Origin of the sequence: Aeromonas sp. 601027, from assembly GCF_049174455.1 — a bacterium.
In the GTDB taxonomy this organism is placed as follows: domain Bacteria; phylum Pseudomonadota; class Gammaproteobacteria; order Enterobacterales; family Aeromonadaceae; genus Aeromonas; species Aeromonas veronii_A.
The window spans coordinates 34,163-50,563 of the sequence record NZ_JAAKTN010000011.1 but is presented as its reverse complement, the minus strand read 5'-3'; the positions used below and the strand labels follow the sequence as shown (position 1 = coordinate 50,563).

Here is a 16,401-nt window from a genome sequence, read left to right as displayed (position 1 = left end):
GGCTCAGACCCGCAGATCGATCTGCTGCACCCAGCCTCCTTTACCCTGTTCGGTGAGATAGAGGCCGGATTGGCGCAGCACCCCCTGATTGCCGCTCTCCCCCAGATGGTTGAAGGGGGTGTCGAGGGGGCGCAGCAGGATGGCGCCGATCCCCAGCTCCACCAGAGCGATGGGGGCGTGATCCGGATGCCAGAACTGCAGGGCTGAAAACTGGCTATCCCCCTCATCCAGCACCCCGTTGCCATCCTCATCCAGGGTGGCCAGCTCGCCGAAGCCATTGCCGGAGCGAGCACCAAACAGCTCGCCCCCATCGTCTATGGTGCCGTTGCCATTGCGATCCAGCGCCACAAAGCCGCTGCCTTCACTCAAGCCCGGCAGGCTATCCTCCTTGCCATCCTGATCAATATCGAAAGTGACCCGTGCCTCGGTCAGATCGGCAATCTTGCCATCCAGACTCAGCACCAGCGGATCTTTGAGGGCATTGAGGGTGGTGCGCCGCTGGCTCACCTCCAGCTGGCGCCAGTCGAGCACAAAGCCGAGATCGAGCTGAATAGTCTGACCATCCCGAGTCGCTACGCTGGCCGATGCCACCACGTTGAGCTGCTCCTGTTGCAGCAGGGTGTCAGTCACCTCCACCAGTTGATCCGGCTCGGCGGCCTGAGCTGCGGCATCTCCTTGGGTCACTCCATCGCCTCCCTCTTCGGAGGGGTTGATCGGCTTGGGCAGCTCGATTTCGTGGCCCAGCATCGCCTCGATCATCAGCTTGATCAGCCGCTGGCGGTTATCCAGTCCATCGTCGGGAATGCCATCCTGCTCTTTGCCGACTTCCGCTGCGGGCGGTGTGGGAGGCGTTGAAGCTTGCTGACTGGCGGCGGATTGCCTCGGGGTTTGCAGCGTCAGGGCGCTGGCGAGGGTCAGGGTGCTGCTGCGTTCGCCGGCCGCTGCCGTATTGTTGCCTTCCGGTGGATTAACTACGGGTGGCACTGGCCCAAGATTGCGCACCTTGCGGCTCTGGGCCTGTTGTTGCCGGTATTGCACCTCCCCCTGGAGGTCGTAGTGGTCGATGCGCATACGTTCGCCCTCGGCGCTATACATCTGGTCAGTTATCGACCGATAAATAAACCGGGATTAACACTAAATCGGACTAACAGGCAGAATTGTTAGTTCCATGTTGCAAAGTGACGGTGAGGCTGGATGATGGGCATTCAGGTTGCCAGCCCGGTGGCCGGGACGACAATGGAAAGGGGAGAGAGGATGAGAAACTGTCTGGTGATGGGGGCGGCGGGCTATATAGGCTCCTATCTGGTGCCCCACCTGCAAACCCTAGGCTACAAGGTGATTGCCGGGGCGCGCCGTCCCTGCCGCTTGCCTGAGGGGGTCGAGTTTCGCCTCGCCGACAGCCTCAAGCCGATCACACTGCTGCCTGCGCTGGCGAACATAGACACAGTCTTCTATCTGGTGCATGCCATGGGGGCGGGGGCCGATTTTCACCGGCTGGAGCAGCAGGGGGTAAAGAATTTTGCTGCCGCCGCCCGTGCTGCCGGGGTGCGCCGTATCATCTATCTCGGGGCAATCCAGCCTGAACAGTGCAACAGCCGCCATCTCAACTCCCGCCGCTACTGTGGCGAGTTGTTTCGCGAATCTGGCGTACCGACGGTGGAGCTGCGCGCCGGCATCATCATCGGGCCCGGTTCGGCGGCGTTCGAGGTGATGCGGGATCTGGTGTTCAACCTGCCGATGATGGTGACGCCCAAATGGGTGCGCTCGCGCACGCCGCCGATTGCGCTGTCCAACCTGTTGCACTATCTGGGCGGGCTGGTAGAGGCAGACGAGGTGGATGGGCGCATCTTCAACGCGGTCGGCCCCGAGCTGCTCAGCTATCAGCAGCAGTTGCAGAAGTTCGCCGCCCATATCGGCAAGCGCTGCCCCATCATTCCCATCCCGTTTCTGAGCCCGCGCCTCTCCGCCTGGTGGCTGCAGTTTGTTACCTCGGTGCCGCAACCGGTAGCCAAGGCGCTGGTGGGCGGTCTCAAGCACGACATCCCGGCCGATGACGGCCCGCTGCGCGCCTTGCTGCCGCAGACCCTGCTCAGCTTCGACGAGGCGCTGGCGGAGAGTCTGGCGCTGGAGCAGAAGCTGGGTGCCGAGCAGCAGGGGCAGGAGACCCCCCTCGGCCTGCGCTGGCGCCATCCCGAATATGGTTTCTATGACCGTACCGCCAGCGGCGAGGCCATCTGCCTCGCCTCCCCCGAGGTGGTGTGGCAGGTGTTGCAGCAGCTGGGGGGGGAGCAGCGCTACTTCTACATGAACGAGCTGTGGGTGGTGCGCGAATGGATGGATCACCTGATCGGCGGTCCGGCCCGCCCCCGTGGACGCACCAATCCGGATCGTTTCGTGAAGGGGGATATGCTCGACTCCTGGCAGATCCTCGGGGTGGATGAGGGGCGCAGGCTCGATCTCTTGTTCAACATGAAGGCCCCGGGCGTCGGGCGGTTGGAGTTCAATATCCTGCCGGAGGAGTCCGGGTTGACCCGCATCCGGGTCACCGCTCACTGGCACCCGCAGGGCGCCTGGGGGCTGGCCTACTGGCTCGCCATGCTGCCGTTTCACCTCTTCATTTTTCAGGGGATGACCGAAGCCATCGCCCGTCAGGCCGAAGCGAGAGCGGGTATCCCGGTGATGGATTAACCCCTCTTCACACCATTCCCGCTGATAGAGTGCCCCGTTCGGGGCACTTTTTATGCCGCGGCCATGCCCGGTTATGGCAGATAGTGGTAGGCGTCTCATGGCAAAGGCTGGCATCATGCCGCGGTCTTGTTTACCGCGGATAGATAATCAGTCAGAAAAAGAAGGGATTATGAAGAAAAAACCGTCAATTTTGGGGGGCGCCTGCATCATTGCCAGCGTCTGCGTGGGAGCCGGCATGCTCGGTCTGCCGAGTTCGGGGGCGGGGGCCTGGACCCTCTGGTCGGTGCTGGCGCTGACCGTCACCATGGTGATGATGACCCTCTCCGGCTGGATGCTGCTGGAATCCTTCCAGCACCACGACATGCGGGTCTCCTTCAATACCGTGACTCGCGAGCTGCTGGGGGAGAAGCTCAATCTCCTCAACAACCTCTCGGTCTACTTTGTTGGCGGCATTCTGCTCTACGCCTATATCACCTCCTCCGGTGCCATCCTGCAGGGGATACTGGGGATCGACAGCAAGCTCGCGTCCGTGCTGTTCGTGGCGCTCTTCTCTGCGGTGGTGTGGCACTCGACTCGCGCTGTTGACCGTATTTCGGTGGTACTGATCGCCTTCATGATCCTCAGTTTCGCCCTCGGGGTGGCCGGGCTGCTCGGTAGTATCAAGCTGCCGACCCTGCTCGATCTGGCGGGCAGCGAGAGTCGCTACGCCCCCTATGCCATGGCGATGCTGCCGGTGGCGCTCACCTCGTTTGGTTATCACCACTCGGTGGCCTCCCTGCGTGCCTACTACCAGAACGAGCAGCAGGCCAGATGGGCCATTCTGGGGGGAACCCTGATCGCGCTGGCGCTCTACGTACTCTGGCTGTTGGGGATCTTCGGCAACCTGCCCCGTCAGGATTTTGCTCCCGTGATTGCCAAGGGGGGTGACGTGAGTGTGCTGCTATCCGCGCTTTCAGGGGTGATCGAATCGGAGAAGGTGGCCAGCGCCATCAACGGCTTCTCCATGGCGGCCATTCTCTCCTCCTTTATCGGGGTGGGGCTCGGGGTGTTCGACTATCTGGCTGATCTGTTCAAGTTCGACAACAGCCGCGCCGGTCGCTGCAAGACCTGGGCGGTCACCTTCCTGCCGCCGTTGGTGCTCTCCCTGCTCTTCCCGTTCGGCTTCCTGCTGGCCATCGGCTATGCCGGTGCCGCCGCCACCATCTGGACCTGCATCATCCCGGCATTGCTGGTGCTGCGCACCCGGGCGCGGGCCGAGCGGGGCGAAGTGACACCCCACTTCGTCACCCCCGGCGGCAAGCTGATGGCCTGGCTGCTGATCCTGTTCGGATTGGCGACCGCGCTGTTCCACTTCCTGTCGATGGCAAATCTGTTGCCGGTCTATCTGGGCAACTGAGTCAGGTCTACAGCACTGACAGAAAGGGCGGCAAGGCCAACTTGCCGCCCTTTTTGCTCCATTTTCATCCCATGCGGCAGAATCTATAACTAAAGTGGTATGTGTGGGTGGGGTAAGGTGCTGAAATAACTGGTCTGATCTGGCTGATGGCAGCATGATCTGCTGGGCATGCCCACCGCTTTCTTTTATGATCCCCGCCCTTCTGCGTGCCCCCTGTCGGCACCTCATTTGCACCAACCACATCGGGGTCCCCCATGTCCGATCTGCGTCAAGAAGCACTCGATTACCACGCCCAGCCCGTACCGGGCAAAATTGCCATCGCCCTGACCAAGCCTGCCGAAACCGCCCGTGATCTGGCGCTGGCCTACAGCCCGGGTGTTGCCGAGCCGGTGCGCGAGATCGCCGCCAACCCGGCCGATGCCTATCGCTATACCGGCAAGGGCAATCTGGTGGCCGTCATCTCCAACGGCACCGCTATTCTGGGGCTGGGTAATCTGGGGCCGCTGGCCTCCAAGCCGGTGATGGAGGGCAAGGCCCTGTTGTTCAAGCGCTTCGCCGGTATCGACGCCATCGACATCGAGGTGAAGCACGAGACCAGCCAGCAGTTCATCGACACGGTGGCGGCTATCGCCGATACCTTCGGCGGCATCAATCTGGAAGATATCAAGGCACCTGAGTGCTTCGAGATCGAGCAGGCGTTGATCGAGCGCTGCGATATTCCGGTGTTCCATGATGACCAGCACGGCACCGCCATCGTCACCGCCGCCGGGCTGCTCAACGCGCTGGAAGTGCAGGGCAAGCAGATCAGCGACAGCCGCATCGTCTGCATGGGAGCGGGGGCTGCCGCCACCGCCTGCATGGATCTGCTGATCAAGTGTGGCGCCAGGGCGCACAACATCTTCATGCTGGATCGTCAGGGTGTCATCCATACCGGCCGCAGCGATCTCAACAAGTACAAGCAGCGCTTCGCCAACGAGACCCCGCTGCGCACCTTGATGGATGTCATCGAAGGGGCGGATGTGTTTGTCGGTGTTTCCGGCCCCGATGTGCTGCCCGCCGAGGCGGTCGCCCTGATGGCGCCCAATCCGGTGATCTTCGCCTGCTCCAACCCGGACCCGGAGATCAAGCCGGCGCTGGCCCACGGGGTGCGCAGCGACCTCATCATGGGCACCGGTCGCTCCGACTACCCGAACCAGATCAACAACGTGCTCTGCTTCCCCTTCATCTTCCGCGGTGCCCTCGACGCCCGTGCCAGCCGCATCAACGATGCCATGAAGATTGCTGCGGTCGAGGCGATCCGCGCGCTGGCCAAGGAGCCGGTGCCAGCCGAGGTGCTGACCGCCGCCGGGGTTAGCGAGCTCGCCTTCGGCAAGGATTACGTCATTCCCAAGCCGATGGATGCCCGTCTGCTGCCGCGGGTTGCCCGCGCCGTGGCGCTGGCGGCGGTGGCCTCCGGCGTCGCCCGCATCGAGCTGCCTGCGGACTACATGCTGTAATCCGGCATTGCAAACGGCCCCTTTATCGGGGCCGTTTTTATCTCTGCTTCTGGCGACAGTCGGAGGCGTAACCCGGGTAACAGGTTGGGGCATATGGAGGCAAATCGGGTTCAAAGGTGGTCAAACAGCGCTCTCCTCTGACACAATATTGCCACTATGACGCTAACGAGAATCAAGATGCAGCAGCCTGTCAGCGGCCGTTTGGCCCACGCCCTCTCCTTCTTGCGCCATGATGGTCGCCACTTTGCCCAGTTTGTCTGGGGCCGTTTCCAGCAGGACAGATTGACGGTTACCGCCGGTTATCTGGCCTATGTCACCCTGCTTTCACTGGTGCCGATGATCGCCGTGGTCTTTGGCATGATGTCCGCCTTCCCGGTGTTCCAGAGCCTCAAGCAGGCGATGGAGCAGTTCGTCTACCACAACTTCGTGCCGACCGCGGGCGATATGCTCAAGGAGTACATCGACGGCTTCGTCGCCAATGCCACCAACACCACTGCTGTGGGGATTGGGGCGCTGGTGGTGGTGGCGTTGATGCTGATCTCCGCCATCGACAAGAACCTCAACTACATCTGGCGCTCGACCCAGGGCCGCCCGCTGGCGCAGGCCTTTGCCATGTACTGGATGATCCTGACCCTGGGGCCTGTGCTTATCGGGGCCAGTATCGCCATCTCCTCCTATATCTTCTCGCTGCGGCTGTTTGGCGCCGAGAGCCTGTTCGGCATCGGTTATCTGCTGTTGCGCGGTTTGCCGTTCCTCTTCTCGGTGCTCACCTTCCTGCTGGTCTATACCGTGGTGCCGAACTGCAAGGTGCGGCTGATCCACGCCTTTATCGGTGCGCTGGTAGCGGCGACCCTGTTCGAGCTGGCCAAGCGCGGCTTTGCCATCTATATCACCAACTTCCCCTCCTATCAGGCCATCTACGGTGCGCTGGCCACCATCCCGATTCTGTTTGTCTGGGTCTATTTAAGTTGGCTGGTGGTGCTGCTCGGTGCGGAGACCACCGCCTGCCTCGGTGAGTACGAGAAGCCGGCGAGCGAGGAGCTTGGCTAAGCCATCGCCTTGGCCACCGGTTTATTGGTAGCATCGACGACCGCCCCTGCAATCGAGCCGGGGCGGTCGTTCTGTTTTGAGAGGAGAGGGATGTGATTGCACTGATTCAGCGGGTCAGCGAGGCCAGCGTGACTGTCGAGGGGGAGGTGACCGGCGCCATCGGTCAGGGATTGCTGGTACTGCTCGGAGTAGAGCAGGGGGATGACGAGGCCAAGGCCGACAAACTGCTGCACAAGGTGAGCGGCTATCGGGTCTTCAGTGACGAGAATGGCAAGATGAACCTCAATGTCGGTCAGGTCGGCGGCAGCCTGCTGGTGGTCTCCCAGTTTACCCTGGCGGCCGATACCAAGAGCGGGATGCGCCCCAGCTTCTCCTGCGGTGCCCACCCGAGCGAGGCCGAACGCCTCTATGACTACTTCGTGGCGAAGGCTGCTGCCAGCGGCATCCCGACCGCAACCGGGCGTTTTGCCGCCGACATGAAGGTGGCGCTGGTCAACGACGGCCCGGTTACCTTCTGGCTACAGGTCTGAGGATGTCTCGTCCCGCGGTGTGACGTGGACGATCACGTTGATAAGCCCCGCAACCGGATAGGGGGTAGCGGGGCCAATCCACTGTTCTATCAGTGTCAGGGCGTGGGTTAGCTCCAGTTCTGTTCGCGGCAGCAGGTTGATCACCAGGGTGCCGCAGAGGCGGGGAGCCAGCGCCCGGTAGAGCCGCTCCTGAAACAGCAGCAGCGGGTTGCCATCCTGACTGAAGAGATCGAGCAGGATGAGGTCGTACTGCTGCTCGCTCTGCTCGAGAAAGGCGAGGGCATCGGCCTGATGGAGTGTCGGAACGGCTTGCCCATCGTGCGCCTGATGCTGGAAAAACTGCTGATAAACGGTCAGCACCTCTTCGTCGAGGTCAACGCACTCGTGGCGAGCATCGGGCCAGCGCTGACTCAGATGGCGGGTGAGATCGCCGCCACCCAGCCCCAGTTCGAGGATTTGCTCAGCCCGCTCCGGTAGCAGGCAGGCGATGACCCGCTGATGGGGCAGACAGAGGGTCGCGGGGTCGGCGAGCGACATGGCGGATTGCACCACGCCATCTATCTCCAGCCAGCGGTGCTGGTCATTTTCCTGTACCGTGAGGCGGCGCTGGGGTTTGACGCTGAGGTGCAACAAGTGATCGGCTTGGTACGCTTGCAGATTGAAGTCCATGAATTTGCACGGCAAGATGGTTTCCGACCAGTGTAACTCAAGGATGAAACTATGTACCGGGTAGTCACCCCTCAGACAGTCGCCGAGCTGGATGCCTACTACCAGTTGCGCTGGGAACTTCTGCGTAAACCCTTCAATCTGCCGGTCGGTTCCGAGCGGGACGAATACGATACGGTCGCCATTCACCGGCTGATGCTGGCTCCCGATGGTACTCCCATCGCTGTGGGCCGCCTCTTTATCGGCGGTGACGAGGCGCAGATCCGCTTCATGGCGCTGCGTCCCGAATATCGCGGCCAGGGGCTGGGCGCCAAAATGGTGGAGGATCTCGAGCAGCTGGCCCGCAGCGAGAAGGTGAAACGGCTGGTGATGAACGCCCGTCAGGAGGCGGTGGAGTTCTATCGCAAGTGCGGTTTTCTCGAAGTGGGGGGCGGCCCCGTCTCCTTTGGTCGGATTCCCCATCGCCAGATGATCAAATCCCTGAGCCCGTTGCAGACTATCCAGTACCGGCCGGAGTGGTGTCAGGATCTCACCACCCGCTGGTCGCGCGGGGTACCCATCAGCGAGAAGATGGGGATGCATATCAGCCACTACGATGGCCAGACTTTCCACCTCAAGGCCAATTTGGCGGCCAACTTCAACGTGCATGGCAGCATGTTCGCCGGTAGTGTCTACAGCCAGTGCGTGCTGGCGGGCTGGGGGCTGATCTGGCTGCAGCTTAAAGAGGAGGGGCTGGTGGGCGAGCCGGTGCTGGCCGAGAGCACCATCAAATATCATGGCCCGGTCGATGAGGAGCCCGAGGCGCGAGTGGCCCGCGAGGGGATGCCCGCCGTGCTGCAGCCGCTCAAACGGGGGGAGCCTGCCACCTTCAGCCTCAAGATCCAGCTGTTCAGCGGCAGTAAACTGGCGGCGGAGTTCTGCGGCCACTACGTGGTGCAGCCGCCCCGCCGTCCGGGCCAGTAACCGCGTCGTTTCCCCATCAAACAACAAGGCCTCATTATGAGGCCTTGTCTGTTTTTACCCTTGCCGGCTGTCGCTTGCCTGCCCGGCTTGGGTCTGCACTTGGGCCTGGTTTTGGGCTTTCGGCGCGGGAGCCGGTCGCCAGAGCGGGGCACTGTTGCCTTGCGGAGGATAGCGTACTCCCACTTCCCAGCCGCAGGCGTCCTGCTTCTGAGGGAAGCTCCAAGCCAGCGTGGGTTCCGTCAACGGCCCGCGCCACTGGCCGAGCAGCTCGGCGCAGCGGTTGCCATTGAGGATCCCCAGATCCAGCTGCCACTGCTCGTTGACCAGATCGATCCCCCCTTGCAGCGCCAGCAGATGGGTGATGGTGGAGGCGCCAGCCTGCTCGACTTGTAGTTGCCCCTTGTCGATCTTGCCCTGCAGCTTGATGCGGTAGAAGGGGGTGTCACCCTCCTGCATCGCCTGCCACAGCTGTTCCGGCGTCAGGGTGGGCGGGGTCGCGCCCTTGAACCACTCATCCAGCAGCGGATCTATCTTTACCTTGTCCCAGAACGGCTCGTCGGCATCGAGGGCAAAGCTCCCCTGCAGGCTCTGGCGCCACTCGCCCGCCGTTTTGCCATGTTCGGCTTGCAGATCGGCGCTCACGTCCGCCTTGCCGGCAAAGGAGACCGGGGAGTGGAATATCTTGCCCCACTGCACCAGGTCCAGCTTGGTCGCCTGCAGTTGCAGGCGGCTGCTCTGGCCCGGCTCGCGGCCCCACTGGCCACTCAGGCTGAAGGTGCCCTCATCCGGCAGCGAGCTGGTGAGTTTGCCCAGTTGCCAGGAGCTGGGGGTCAGCTCCCCATCCAGCTCGCCGTTACGGGCGCTGAGGCCATCCCACACCAGCTCGAACCATTTGCTCTCGATACGGGCGCGGCCGAGCAGCGGGCCGGGTTGGTTATCGCGCAGGGCGAGATCGCTCAGATAGAGCTGCCAGCCGGTCAGCGACAGGGGCAGGGTATCGTCGAAGGAGAGCACCTTGAGCTTGTCGAACGCCAGCTTGCGGATATCCACCTGCTGCGGGCGCCAGCTCTGCCAATCCTGCCACCAACCCTGCGGCAGGCTGATATCCATGCCGCTGAGCGCCACGTCTTTCAGGGTCAGCTTCTGCTGCTGGCTATCGAGGGAGAGCTCGACATTGAACTCCCCTTCATAGGCCTTGCCCTGCAGTTCGCCGTCGATCTGCTGGGGCGAGAAGGCGAGCTTGCCCTTGATCTCCTCCAGCTGGAACAGGCCGCGCCTCATGTCCCCCAGGGTGCCGCTCAGATAGCCGGTGGGCTGGTTGCCCGCCTGCCAGTTGAAGGCGGTGAGCTGGCCGCTGAAGTTGTTGAAGGAGAGCTCCTGATTGATGTCGTTGAGGCTGACGTCGTCCAACTGACCGCGATCCAGCGACACGCTTTGCAACGGGAAGCGCTGCGGGAAGCCTTGTTGTGTCAGGTCCCCCAGCTCGACCCGCAGGCCGCGCGCCTTGAGGTCGTGCAGTTGTAGGGTGCGGGCGGGCCAGTCCAGCACCATGCCGGTCTCCAGCAGACCGTCGAACAGGTTGGTCACCAGCTTGTCGGTACGCAGCACTTCACCCTCCAGCCGTCCTTGCAGGTTGAGGCGGGCGAAGGTGAATTGCGGGGTCTCCAGCTGGCCGATATTGAGGCTCAGGTTGGCCTGTGGCTGCCGTTTCGGATCGATCAGCTCCCAGTCGCTCAGGGTGGCATTGAGGCCGCGCAGGGTCAGCTCGGGGCTCTCCAGACTGAGCCGGTCTATGGTGCTGTCACTGATGGTGAGGGAGTGCACCGGCAGGCTTGGCAGCTGGTTGGGCAGCGGCAGCTTGATGGCGGGACGAATGAGATCGAGATGGGCGATGCGCACGTCGCGGCTCAGCCAGTCGATGCTCTCGATCTCCAGATAGATCTTGTCGAGGGAGACCGCATCGCCGTAGCGTACCTGCTCTGCCAGCAGGGTGTAGGGGTGAAGTGGGTTGAATACCAGTCGCCCTATGGTGACCGGCACGCCGGTCTGCTGGCTGATCCAGCTGGTGATGGGGCCTTTGGCGCGCTCGGCGTCGAACAGGCCGAGGGCAACCCAGACAAATAGCAGCAGGAAGGCGAAGGTGTAGAGCAGGCCGCGTAGCCAGGAATTCATGGGTGCTTTCCTCCTGTTTTGGGATTGGTTGTCAGGCGTTTGAGTAGTGGTCTCGCAGACCGAGCCAACGGCGAATCAAGGGTTCGACATGGCTTGGATGCCTATCCATGAGGACATGTGTCCATTTTCTGCATCTACCTCGATCAGGCATTGGAATAGTGATCCCGTAAGCCGAGCCAGCGCCGTATCAAGGGTTCGACATGACTCGGATGCCTATCCATCAGGAAGCGCGCCATTTTTTGCACCTGCGGAATAAGCGGCTGATCCCGCACCAGATCAGCGATCTTGAGATCGGCCAGACCTGTCTGGCGGGTGCCGAGCAGTTCCCCCGGGCCGCGCAGTTCCAGATCGCGCTGGGCGATGAGGAAGCCGTCGTTGGTCTCCCGCAGCACCCCGAGCCGGCTCTGGGCCGTCTTGGACAAGGGGGCATGATAGAGCAGCACGCAGTGAGAGGCCACCGCCCCCCGGCCAACCCGGCCGCGCAGCTGGTGCAGCTGCGCCAGCCCGAGCCGTTCCGGGTTCTCGATGATCATCAGGCTGGCGTTGGGCACATCCACCCCCACCTCGATGACGGTGGTGGCGACCAGCAGTTGCAGTATGCCTGCCTTGAACTCCTCCATCACCCGCTGTTTCTCCACCGGCCGCATCCGGCCGTGCACCAGCCCGATATGCAGACCGGGCAACAGGTTCTGCAGCTCGGCGGCGGTATCCTCGGCGGCCTGACACTCCAGCACCTCCGACTCCTCGATCAGGGTGCAGACCCAGTAAGCCTGCTTGCCCTCGGTGCAGGCGAGCTTGACCCGCTCGATCACATCGCCGCGACGGCTGTCGGGCAGCGCCACCGTGGTGATGGGGGTTCGGCCCGGCGGCAGCTCGTCGATGACCGAGGTGTCGAGGTCGGCATAGGCGGTCATCGCCAGGGTGCGGGGGATCGGGGTAGCGGTCATGATGAGCTGATGGGGATGCACCCCTTCCCGCTCCCCTTTCTCGCGCAGGGCGAGGCGCTGATGCACCCCGAATCTGTGCTGTTCATCGATGATGACCAGCGCCAGACGCTGGAACACCACCTGCTCCTGAAAGATGGCGTGGGTGCCCACCACCATTTTGACGCTACCATCGGCGATGGCGGCCAGCGACTCTTCCCGCGCCTTGCCTTTCTGTTTGCCCGCCAGCCAGCCGACTCCGATGCCGAGCGGCTCCAGCCACTTGGCGAAGTTGATGGCGTGTTGTTCCGCCAGCAGTTCGGTCGGCGCCATCAGGCCCACCTGACAGCCGTTGCCGATGGCCTGCAGGGCGGCCAGCGCTGCGACCAGCGTCTTGCCGGAACCTACGTCACCCTGCACCAGCCGCATCATGGGGTGGCTCTGTTGCAGATCCTTGCTTATCTCGGCTACCACCCTGCTCTGGGCGCCGGTGGGCTTGAACGGCAGGGCGCCGAGCAGCTGTTCGACCAGCTCGGGCGCCGGTTTGAGAGCGCGAGCCAGCTGGGTTTGTGCCTGAGCACGCACCTTGAGTACCGAGAGGTTGTGCGCCAGCAGCTCCTCCAGCACCAGCCGCTGCTGGGCCGGATGCTGGCCGCTTTCCAGCAGCGGCAGCGCCACCGAGGGGGGCGGACGGTGCAACAGGCGCAGGGCGGCGGCCAGTTCAATCTGATGGGGATAGAGGCCGGCGGGCAGCAGCTCCTCGACGCCGTAGAGGTCGAGCTGGGCCAGCGCCTGATCGGTGAGGTTGCGCAGGGTGAGCTGGCGCAACCCTTCGGTCGTCGGGTAGACGGGGGTGAGCGCCTCTTCGGTTTGGCCTGCCTGCTCCTCACCGAGCAGCTTGTACTCGGGGTGGGCCATCTCCAGCCCGTATTTGCCGGGACGCACCTCGCCAAAGCAGCGGATCAGACGGCCCGCCGCCAGACTGTTTTTCTGGGCGGCGGTGAAGTTGAAGAAGCGCAGGGTGAGGGTGCCGGTGCCATCGCTGATGCGACAGACCATCATGCGGCGGCGCCCCATCACCAGCTGAGTGTCCTGGATTTCGCCCTCGACGGCGCCGTGCAGGCCGGGCGGCAGATCGCCTATGGGCCACACCTGGGTGCGGTCCTCGTAGCGCAGGGGAAGGTGGAACAGCAGATCCTGTACCGTGGCCAGCCCCAGCCGCTCGAGCTTCTCCAGCATCTTGCTGCCGACACCCTTGAGGCTATCGAGAGGAATTTTATCCAATTTCATCAATTAGATGCCCGAAAACACTGTAAATATGTCCAGATGATAGGGGTTGTTGAGGGGCCGATGCAAGCCGAGTTGCTGCTGGCAGGGCCGCCAAAGTGGGGGAAACGGCGGATATAACAAAGGCCTGCCGAAAACGGGAGGCCTTTGTGCGGCTGCCAACAGGCAAGGTGCGGGCGCATGGCGCCCAAGGTCAGATGATGCGTTTTAGCAGCAGGTGGGCCTTGACCCGGTGGATCCGTCCCAGCAGCTTGCGTACCTGTTCCGGGTAGTCCTGGATCTGCTCCACCTGATCGAAGTGACTGATCCGCTTGGTGTTGGTCAGGATGTTCTCCCGCTCCGCGTTGAACTGGGGACGCAGCAGGTGGCGACGATCGTGCACCAGCAGGCCATTCTCCAGATCCAGCGCCCAGGCGCGGGGGTTGAGGTTGTTGCCGGTGAGCAGGGCCCACTCGTCATCCACGAAGATCCCCTTGAGATGGTAGGAGTTGCGCTCGCAACACCAGAGCATCAGGTTGAGGCGACCGTCGTCGATGTGACGCTGGTTGCGCTCGGCAAACTTGCGCAGGTTGGTCTCGTAGAGATAGGGCAGGCCACCGATGGTGGAGAACTTCTCTTCCGGCGGAATGAAGAAGTCGTTGGCGGTCTTGTCGCCCACTACGATGGTGACTTTGCAACCGCGCTGCAGCAGATCCTCGATATCCTTGCTCAACTCCTTGGGCGGGTTGAAGTAAGGGGTGCAGATGAAGATCTCCCGCTCGGTGGCACGCACCAGATTGCGGATCATCAGGTTGAGCTGATTGTTGCGCTTACCCAGACCCACCATGGGGGTGACGGCCACCTCTTGAGTGTTGACCGGCATGGTGCTGAAGCGGTACTGGCTCTGGCGCAGGTTCTGCTTGAAGCGGCGGATCGGCCCCTTCAGCTGCTTGGCGCTGGGGATATCGCTGTGATCCAGTCGCTGCACCGCGTCGCTCTTCACGAACAGGTCATCCACATAGTTGACCATGCTGCGGGCCAGCTCCGGGCTGGTGATCTGGTGATAGCGATCGAAGCGGTAGCGATCTTGCTGGTGCAGGTAGATGTCGTTGAGGCTGGCACCGGAGTAGAGCACCACATCATCAAAGATGAAGCCCTTGAGGTGGAGCACGCCGAGCAGCTCGCGCCCTTTGACCGGCACGCCGTAGATTTCGATCTGGTGCTCGTGTTCGGCAGCCATGGCCTGATACATCAGGTGGTTGCCGCCCTGCTTGCCCTTGCCGATCAGGCCGCGCTGGGCACGGTGGAAGTCGACGAACAGCTTGATGTCGAGGGTCGGATTGCGCTGCTTGGCGGCGTAGAGGGCGGAGAGGATCTCCCGGCCTGCTTCGTCATCCTGCAGATAGAGCGCGACCAGATAGATGCGCCGGGTGGCACTGGCGATAAGCGCAAGAATGCGGCGTTTGAAATCCTGGGCGCTATAGAGCACTTCAAACTGATCCGCTGCGACGGCGATCTGGGGCAGGCGCGCCAGCAGTTGTCGATAATGGGCCGATGAATGCATAGATAAACCTGAAATCACGGGGTTAAGCGTTCCACTCGGAGCGATGAATAGGCGATTCTAGCAATCTCGCCCTCTCAGCCAAAGAAAGAATCATCAGAAAGATGAAAAAGGCCTCACGAGTGAGGCCTTTTTGTCAGCATTTCGCCCTTGTCAGAGGAAGCTGTAGATGATCATCGCCATCACGCCGCCGGTGGTGCCGATGATGGTCTCCATCACGGTCCAGGTCTGCAGAGTCTGCTTCTCGGTCAGGCCGAGGTAGCGGTTCGCCAGCCAGAAACCGGAGTCGTTGACGTGGGAGAGCACGATGGCACCGCCGCCGATGGCGATGGTGACGGCCGCCAGCTGGGCACCGTTCAGGCCGAGCGGCTCCAGCATCGGCAGCACCAGACCGCAGGCGGTCAGCATGGCGACGGTGGCAGAGCCCTGAATCACCCGTACCGCAGCGGCCAGAATGAAGGCCAGCGCGACGATGGGCAGACCGGAGTCGGCCAGCATATTGCCCAGCGCGGCGCCCACACCGGAATCAACCAGCACCTGCTTGAACACGCCACCGGCACCGGTCACCAGGATGATGACACCGGCGGGCTGGATGGCGCTGTTGCAGACGCTCATCACCTCGTCGCGGGACATGCCACGGCGAATACCCAGCAGATAGAAGGCGGCCAGACAGGCGACCATGATGGCAGTGAAGGGGTGACCGATGAACTCCAGCCAGTTGTGCAGGGTGGAGCCCGCCTCGACGAAGCGACCGACGATGGTCTTGAGGCCGATCAGCAGCAGCGGCAGACCGATGAGGCCCATGGCCAGCCCGAAAGAGGGCAGGGATTTGCTGTCATCGTGAACGCTGTTCTGGGCATCGGCAGGCAGCGGCACATCGACGATCTTGCTGATGAAGTCACCGAACAGCGGGCCAGCCAGGATCAGCGCCGGCACGGCGGCGATCAGGCCGAACAGGATCATGTAGCCGAAGTCGGCACCCAGCTGGGATGCCACCAGGATCGGGCCCGGCGCCGGAATAAGGAAGGCCTGGCAAGTCGCGATACCGGCCAGCAGGGCGATACCGATCTTCACAACGCTGCCGCCGCCACGACGGACGATGGCGAAGGCGACGCCGATCAGCAGCACCACGGCCACGTCAAAGAAGAGCGGCAGGGCGCAGACAAAGCCGGTCAGGGCCATGGCCCAGTTGGCGCGCTTGACGCCGAACTTGCCGAGCAGAGTGTGGGCTACCCGGTCGAGGGCACCGGTCACTTCCATCACCTTGCCAAACATGGCGCCCAGCGCCACCACTACCGCGACGAAACCTAGGGTGCCACCCATCCCTTTCTGGATGGTGTTGGCGATATCGGCCGGGTTCATGCCGGCGGCGAGACCCGCCACCATGGAGACCAGGATCAGGGCTACCACGGCGTGGAGCCGGGCCTTCATCACCAGAAAGAGCAGCAGCACAATCGAGCCGGCGGCTGTCATGATCAGGGAGAGGTCAGACATTGTTATGCGTTCCTTTTTCCAAGTTCAGTCGTGACACCTTGCCGATCCGTCGGCAAACCATATCTTTATGATTTATTTAGATTTATGGCAAGGGCTCAACATCATATGCCCAGGTGACTATGGGTTTGCTCAGTCTGTGGCAGACTTCACATTTTCAATCGTTACCGGTAACATGTTACCGGTAACGTGTTAGATT

At 62.3% G+C, this 16,401-nt stretch carries 12 protein-coding genes; 6 read left to right on the top strand and 6 right to left on the bottom strand.

Annotated elements, in window-relative coordinates; genetic code table 11:
* Window positions 1-3: 3 nt before the first annotated feature.
* Entirely contained in the window at window positions 4-1,095 is a 1,092-nt protein-coding gene (locus tag G5193_RS14700) for a hypothetical protein (protein WP_421206249.1), read from the bottom strand.
* A 159-nt stretch (window positions 1,096-1,254) separates the two neighbouring features.
* On the opposite strand from G5193_RS14700, the gene G5193_RS14695 reads away from it, so the two are divergent.
* From G5193_RS14695 to dtd, 5 genes are all read left to right on the top strand, one after another.
* Window positions 1,255-2,688, top strand: a complete 1,434-nt coding sequence (locus G5193_RS14695) for a DUF2867 domain-containing protein (protein ID WP_421206248.1) — start codon at window positions 1,255-1,257, stop codon at window positions 2,686-2,688.
* Between the two features lie 169 nt (window positions 2,689-2,857).
* Window positions 2,858-4,084, top strand: coding sequence for an aromatic amino acid transporter (locus tag G5193_RS14690; protein ID WP_005355439.1), 1,227 nt, complete (start codon window positions 2,858-2,860; stop codon window positions 4,082-4,084).
* A 254-nt stretch (window positions 4,085-4,338) separates the two neighbouring features.
* Window positions 4,339-5,580 (top strand): malic enzyme-like NAD(P)-binding protein, encoded by a 1,242-nt coding sequence (locus tag G5193_RS14685; protein ID WP_113740155.1) that lies wholly within the window; start codon window positions 4,339-4,341, stop codon window positions 5,578-5,580.
* A gap of 177 nt (window positions 5,581-5,757) precedes the next feature.
* Window positions 5,758-6,630: a virulence factor BrkB family protein gene (locus tag G5193_RS14680; protein WP_005340664.1), complete on the top strand. Its 873-nt coding sequence runs from the start codon at window positions 5,758-5,760 to the stop codon at window positions 6,628-6,630.
* A 92-nt stretch (window positions 6,631-6,722) separates the two neighbouring features.
* Window positions 6,723-7,160, top strand: a complete 438-nt coding sequence (gene dtd / locus G5193_RS14675; RefSeq protein WP_113740154.1) for a D-aminoacyl-tRNA deacylase — start codon at window positions 6,723-6,725, stop codon at window positions 7,158-7,160.
* Here dtd and G5193_RS14670 read toward each other — a convergent pair.
* A complete protein-coding gene (locus tag G5193_RS14670) occupies window positions 7,149-7,829 on the bottom strand; it encodes a spermidine synthase (protein WP_162628440.1) in 681 nt (226 codons plus the stop codon). The genes dtd and G5193_RS14670 overlap by 12 nt on opposite strands.
* Window positions 7,830-7,880: 51 nt before the next feature.
* Here G5193_RS14670 and G5193_RS14665 point away from each other — a divergent pair, with 51 nt between their 5' ends.
* Window positions 7,881-8,789, top strand: a complete 909-nt coding sequence (locus G5193_RS14665) for a bifunctional GNAT family N-acetyltransferase/hotdog fold thioesterase (RefSeq protein WP_069527624.1) — start codon at window positions 7,881-7,883, stop codon at window positions 8,787-8,789.
* A gap of 54 nt (window positions 8,790-8,843) precedes the next feature.
* On the opposite strand, the gene G5193_RS14660 is transcribed toward G5193_RS14665, so the two are convergent.
* The 4 genes from G5193_RS14660 to gntU form a co-directional block, all read right to left on the bottom strand.
* Window positions 8,844-10,961: an AsmA-like C-terminal region-containing protein gene (locus tag G5193_RS14660; protein WP_421206247.1), complete on the bottom strand. Its 2,118-nt coding sequence runs from the start codon at window positions 10,959-10,961 to the stop codon at window positions 8,844-8,846.
* A 143-nt stretch (window positions 10,962-11,104) separates the two neighbouring features.
* Window positions 11,105-13,174 (bottom strand): ATP-dependent DNA helicase RecG, encoded by a 2,070-nt coding sequence (gene recG, locus G5193_RS14655; protein ID WP_236368477.1) that lies wholly within the window; start codon window positions 13,172-13,174, stop codon window positions 11,105-11,107.
* A gap of 190 nt (window positions 13,175-13,364) precedes the next feature.
* Window positions 13,365-14,714 (bottom strand): CDP-diacylglycerol--serine O-phosphatidyltransferase, encoded by a 1,350-nt coding sequence (gene pssA / locus G5193_RS14650; protein ID WP_181363602.1) that lies wholly within the window; start codon window positions 14,712-14,714, stop codon window positions 13,365-13,367.
* 150 nt (window positions 14,715-14,864) lie between these two features.
* Entirely contained in the window at window positions 14,865-16,205 is a 1,341-nt protein-coding gene (gene gntU, locus G5193_RS14645; RefSeq protein WP_005355418.1) for a gluconate transporter, read from the bottom strand.
* Window positions 16,206-16,401: the final 196 nt, after the last annotated feature.